3 protein-coding genes and 1 pseudogene are annotated in these 6,101 nt (G+C 70.3%); all 4 read left to right on the forward strand.

What is annotated here, in order from left to right:
- A partial coding sequence (locus tag KBX53_RS19145; protein WP_210860784.1) for an ATP-binding protein occupies positions 1–2,629 on the forward strand: 2,629 nt, incomplete at its 5' end.
- A 1-nt stretch (position 2,630) separates the two neighbouring features.
- Positions 2,631–4,643 carry an MFS transporter gene (locus KBX53_RS19150; protein WP_247675869.1) on the forward strand — a complete coding sequence of 671 codons (2,013 nt, stop codon included), beginning with the start codon at positions 2,631–2,633 and terminating at the stop codon, positions 4,641–4,643.
- Complete coding sequence (locus KBX53_RS19155; protein WP_036410627.1) at positions 4,640–5,197, forward strand: hypothetical protein; 558 nt, start codon at positions 4,640–4,642, stop codon at positions 5,195–5,197. The genes KBX53_RS19150 and KBX53_RS19155 overlap by 4 nt, the downstream gene beginning before the upstream one ends.
- Before the next feature lie 65 nt (positions 5,198–5,262).
- Positions 5,263–6,101: pseudogene (locus KBX53_RS19160) on the forward strand (M23 family metallopeptidase); the annotation flags it as partial.

The following is a 6,101-nucleotide window of genomic DNA, read 5'->3' on the forward strand; positions in this document are numbered from 1 at the left end:
CCGCCAACGTGCGGCGAGCCGAGCGGACCGACCGATCAAGCCGACCCGGGTACGGGCTCCAAAGATCAAATTCGGAGACCGGGACCCGTCGGTCGAGTTGGCCATCACCGAGATCGCCGGCCACCTGACCTTCACGCCGAACACCGTCACGGCCTGGTACTGGTTGCCCGAGGTCCGCTGGGCGTTCCGGCCGGACGCCGAACGTGAGGCGCTGCTGTCGGCGATCTCCGAGCAGTACGCCGGCCTGGCCGGCTTCCGACTGCACCTGCGCCGCACCACCCGGCCGTTCCCCGCCGACGAGTGGGCCCGCACGATCGACACGCACACCTCGGCACCGCTGCCCGACGTCCCCGGCACCACCGGCTGGGCCGATCACCTGGTCGCCGCCCAACGCCACCTGATGGCGGTCAACCACGCCGAGGGGCAGACCTACCTGGGGGTCACCTTCGCCCGCCGCTCACTCGGCGACTCGCTCACCGAGCGGCTGCTGCGCACCTTCGGTCGGGGCACCGCCGACGGCGAACGCCGCAAGCTGGGCCGCACCGTCGAGCAGTTCGACGAGGTGCTCGGCGCGTTCGGCATGCGCGGCCGGCGGGTCACCGCCCAGGAGCTGGAATGGCTGCTCTACCGCTCGGTGGCGCTGTGCATGTCGCCGCCGAGCACCCTCTCCCCCGTCACCGACGGGCGCTGGGAGCGCGGTGACCTGCTCGCCATGACCGAGCAGGTGGAGCGCTACCGCACTCCGTACGGCTCGACCGTGAAGCTGGTCAACCGGATGACCGGTGAGGAGCGGCACGTGGCCGTGCTCGCCGTCGGCCGGATGGAGCCGCTGGAGATCCCCGAACGGCACGAGCCCTGGCTGCACTTCCACGAGCGGCTGCCCTGGCCGATGGAGATCTCCACCCGCGTCGACATCCTCGGCTCCGGTGACTCCTTCCGCAATCTCGAACACCGGCTGCGGATGATCCGCTCGCAACAGCTCGACTACGCCGAACACGGCATCGACGCGCCCCCCGAGCTGGAGCGACTGGCCAAGCGCGCCCTGGTGATCGGCGACGAGATGACCACCGGCCTGCCGGTCGACTCGGCCCGAGCGCACGGCTGGCACCGGATCGCGGTCGGCGGCCGGACCAGGGAGGAGTGCCTGGAGCGGGCCCGCCGGCTCATCCAGCTCTACTCCCGGGAGCTGCGCATCTCATTGCAGCACCCGAAGAACCAGGACTGGCTGGCCCGCGAATTCATCCCCGGCGAGCCGATCGCCAACACCGGTTACGTCCGGCGCATGCCGGTGCCGTTGCTCGCCGCCGCGCTCCCCCAGGCAGCATCGAACGTGGGCGACCGGCGGGGCGACCTCATCGGCCGGACCGCCGGCACCTGCCGCCGCCCGGTCTTCCTCGACCTGCACTTCCCCATGGAGGTCCGGGAACGCTCCGGGCTCGCGGTCTTCGTCGCCGAACCGGGCGGTGGCAAGTCGACACTGCTCGGCGCCCTGGGCTACCTGGCCGCCCGCCGAGGTGTCCAGGTGACCCTGCTCGACCCGTCCGGCCCGCTGGCCCGCCTCTGCGCGATGCCCGAACTGCGGCCGTACTCCCGGGTGTTGAACCTGACCGGTTCGGAGCACGGCACCCTGGCGCCCTACTCACTCATCCCGACGCCGCTGCGCTCCGAGTTCGGCCCCGGGGCCTCCGGCGACCGGGAGTTCGAAATCGCCGTCTCCAACGCCCGGGCCGAGCGGCGGATGCTGGTCCAGGACATCTGCATGATGCTCGTCCCACCGCAGGTGGCCAGGGAGGCGTCGACAGCCACCCTGTTCCGGCACGCCGTCCGGCAGGTCCCCGCCGAGGAAACCTCCACCCTGGACGACGTGGTGAGCTGCCTCGGGCGGCTCGACGACGACGCCGGCAAGGAACTGGCGAACCTCCTGCTGGACACCGCCGAGATGCCGCTGGCCATGCTCTTCTTCGGCCGACCGCCGGAAGGGCTGCTCGGTGCCGACGCGGCACTCACCGTGATCACCATGGCCGGGCTACGGCTGCCTGACCTCAAGATCGAACGCGAGTACTGGTCAGCCGAGGAAGCACTGGCCCTGCCGATGCTGCACACCGCGCACCGGCTCGCCGTCCGGCGCTGCTACGGCGGCTCGATGTCGTCCCGCAAGCTCGTCGGCCTCGACGAGGCGCACTTCATGGAAGGCTGGCGCTCCGGGCGCTCCTTCCTGGTCCGGCTCGCCCGCGACTCCCGCAAGTGGAACCTGGCTGCGCTGGTCGCCTCCCAGAACCCCCGCGACATCCTCGGCCTCGACGTGCAGAACCTCGTCTCCACCGTCTTCGTCGGCCGCATCGCCGAGGACGCCGAGATCGCCTCCGAAGCTCTGCGGCTGCTGCGGGTGCCGGTCAACGACGGATACGAGGCCACCCTCGCCTCCCTCTCCGCCGCCGACGCCAACTCGGCCGCCCGCCTCGGCTTCCGCGAGTTCGTGATGCGTGACGTGGACGGCCGGGTGCAGAAGGTCCGCGTCGACGTCTCGTACGTCGAAGGCCTGCTGGACCACCTCGACACGACGCCCGCCGCGATCGCCGCAGCGGCCGGAGTGCTGCCGAGCATCCCCCTGCCGGATCTGGAGGCGTGACATGGCTAGGGCCTGGGTCAAGGTCCTCGGTCGAGCCGAGGCGGAGGGCCGTGACCGAGGCCCGGGAGCCTGGGCAAGGCTCACGTCGTTCCTGCTCGCCCTCGGCGTACTGGCCGGGGCCAGCCTCACCTGGCCGCTGATCGGCGCCGAGGCCGCCGCCGCCGCACCCCCAGCCGCCCAGGCCCGCGCCGACCTCTGCACGACCGCTGAATGGCAGGCCGACTTCCGCACCTGCGTGGGCAAGCTGAAGCAGGTCAGCCAGGCTGAGATCGATTGCCGAAAGCCACCTGTACCGTCCGCCCCGGATTCTGGCCTTGCCGGCTGGTTCGCCTCCCGCCCGGACTCGTCAAAGCTGCCCGGGCCGAAGGGCATCTACAGCGACTACGGGTACGGCGGTTACAGCTTCAACACCTATGACGTGGATGGTGGTTGCGCCTCCACCATTCTCCATCCGGACTACAAGTTCACCACCACGGTCGCCAACGGTGAGCTCATGATCGCCACTGCGGTCGTGGGCGCCTCGAACGCCCTGCGGGAACGAGCCTGGGATCCACGCGCGATGTGGGACTGGGCCGACCCGCTGGTGGAGAAGGCCACCAAAGCCGTCTACCAGAAGGTGTTCAGCGTTTTCGGGATCGTCACGCTCTGCGTGGTGGGCCTCTACCTGCTCTGGCGCTCCCGCCAGTCGGACATGAGTAACGCGATGACCACCGCAGGGTGGGCATTGCTGGTGATGGTGGCAGTCACCGCGCTGGCGGCCTGGCCGGTCAAGTCGGCGAACATCGCCGACGGCACTCTGATCACCTCGCTCGGCGTCGTGCACGACGCCATAGGCCCGGCTTCAAGGGATACCCCGCCGGATCAATGCGACGATCCGGATCCTAAGGCCTGCAAGGACAACCGACCGCCGGCTGTCCGGGCCAGCGACACTGCCACCGAATCCATGCTCTACCGCAACTGGCTGCGTGGAGTACTCGGCTCGGCGGACAGCGAGACCGCTCGTAAGTACGGGCCGGCACTCTACGACGCGAAGGCCCTCTCCTGGGAGGAGTCGGAAAAGCTCCGTGCCAACCCGGCCACCCGGGATGCCACGATCAAGGCCAAGCAACAGCAGTGGATGACGGTTGCCGAGCAGATCAAGACCGAAGACCCGGAGGCGTACGAGTTCCTGACGGGGACCCGAGACATGGACCGGATTGGGTCCGGATTCATCGCGGTACTCGCGGCAGTGCTCTTCGCGATGTTCGACCTCACCGCGTCGGTGCTCGTGCTGCTCGGCTTCCTGATCTTCCGCTGGGCGGTGATCGCTGCCCCGATTCTCGGCACCATCGGTCTACTCCGACCGGCCAGCGCCGGGCTTCGCCGGCTGGCCAATGCGGTCGTTGCCGCAGTGTTCAACATTGCCATCTTCGGCACTGGCGCCGCTATCTACCTGTTCGCCGTCGATCTGATCATGAGCACCCCCACCCTGCCGGGTTGGCTTCAGGTGGTGCTGGTGTGGCTCTGTGGGGTGGTCGGATGGCTGCTGCTGCGGCCGTACCGACGGATCACCCAACTCGGCGGCAAGGACAGCAGCGAAGCGGTGAGTTCGGCCGGCTCCTGGCACCGCAGGTTCTTCCGCGACATGCGGACCGCAGCGCGGCTGGACGTGGCGGAGCCGGGCGGCACCGCCGAACCGGTGGGCGGACGTCGACGGTCACCCGACGCGGAGCAGACCCGGCTACGACCAGAGGCGCGGCGGGAGGACCCGGCCCCGGTGCCGACCGCCGCCGCCGAGGGCCGGCGCAGCGAGACGGTGCGTCCGGACGGTCGAGAGCGGCCCGACGATGCGCTGGCCGAGGAGGGTCGCGGTCGGAGCCGCCCGGTGGCACCGCAGCCCCGACGCCGAAAGCCGGCGACCTGGACCGAACCCGATGTGCCGGCTGAGAACCCGTCGTTCGTGGTCTACCGCCCGGGCTCCTCCGAACGAGCGCCGGATCGCACCGGACCTCGGGTGCGCTCAGAGGCGAGGTGACAGCCATGCGGCGGGCGTTGGAGTTCCTCTTCACCCGGGCGCTGCGGTCCCGGCTGGGCATTGCCCTGTTGATCGGGGTGGTGGTTGTCGGTGTGCTCGGGGCAGCCCGGCTGGTCGGCAACCCGGTCGATTCGACGGATGGGTTGAGCAACCGTCCTGATGGCCCGATCATCACCGTGGACCCGACAGCCGGGGACGACGGCCTGCTCAACAGCGCGGCTCCGCCGTCACCCGTGACGTCGCCGGGTGCCCGCACCCCCGAACAGACCGCTGACCGCTTCGCCGCAGCCTGGCTGGGTCGCCCCGGGATGACCACCGAAGACTGGCAGGCTGGCCTGCGGCCGCTCTCCACACCGGCGCTGAGGGAGAAGTTGACCGGCGCCGAGCCCGAGAGCGTGCCCGCCGAGAAGGTCACCGGTCCGCCGACCATGCGGGAGCGAACCGAGACGTTCGTCGAACTGCTGCTCCCCCTCGATACCGGCCGGCTCCGGCTGGAGTTGGTCACCTCCGACGATGGTTGGCTGGTCGACGTTCTGGACTGGGAGCGGCCGTGAGCGACGTTGATAGCCCCACTCGCCGCCGGCCCCGGCTCGGCCTGATCGCCGCGGTGCTCACCGGGATGCTGCTCCTGCTCTGCTGCACGGGCGGCACCGCGGCGTTCTTCCTCACCGGGCTCGGCGGCGACGACGCCGAGAACGGGGACGGATCCGAGCGGTGAACGTCGCGGGCAAGCTGCCGCGGTTCGCCGAGTACGGCGACAGCCAGGTCCGCAATGCCGCGATCATCATCAAGGTTGGTCAGGACATGGGCGTGCCGTCGCGCGGCTGGGTGATCGCCCTCGCCACCGCGATGCAGGAATCCGCCCTTCGCAACCTGGCGAACAGCGGCGTACCCGAGTCCCTGGCCCTGCCCCACGAGGGCGTTGGCGCGGACCACGACTCGCTGGGCCTGTTCCAGCAGCGTCCGGGGTGGGGCTCCGTCGCCGAGCGGTTGAACCCGGCGTACGCGGCCCGCAAGTTCTACGAGAAGCTCGTCAAGGTTCAGGGCTGGCAGGGCCGACCGCTGACAGTTGTCGCGCAGCGGGTACAGGTCAGCGCGTACCCGGACGCGTACGCCAAACACGAGGAGGTGGCCAGCCGGATCGTGGACGCGCTGGCCGGCGGTGCGGCCCGCACCGTCGAGATCAACGGCAAGGCGGTGTGCAACGCGGCGGAACGCGGCCAGATCGCCGCCTCCGGCTGGACCGCGCCGATACCCGGCCGAGTGGGCTCCGGTTTCCGCACCGCCAGCCGGCCCAGCCACAACGGCGTCGACATCGGCGCGGCCAAGGGCACCGAGATCCGCGCGGCAGCGACCGGTCGGGTGCTGGTCTCGACCTGCGACGAGGACCACCGCGGCCGCCAGGACTGCAACGTGGACGGATTTCCCGGCAAGGGGGGTTGCGGCTGGTTCGTCGAC

Source organism: Micromonospora sp. M51 (assembly GCF_018070305.1).
Lineage (GTDB): Bacteria > Actinomycetota > Actinomycetes > Mycobacteriales > Micromonosporaceae > Micromonospora > Micromonospora parva.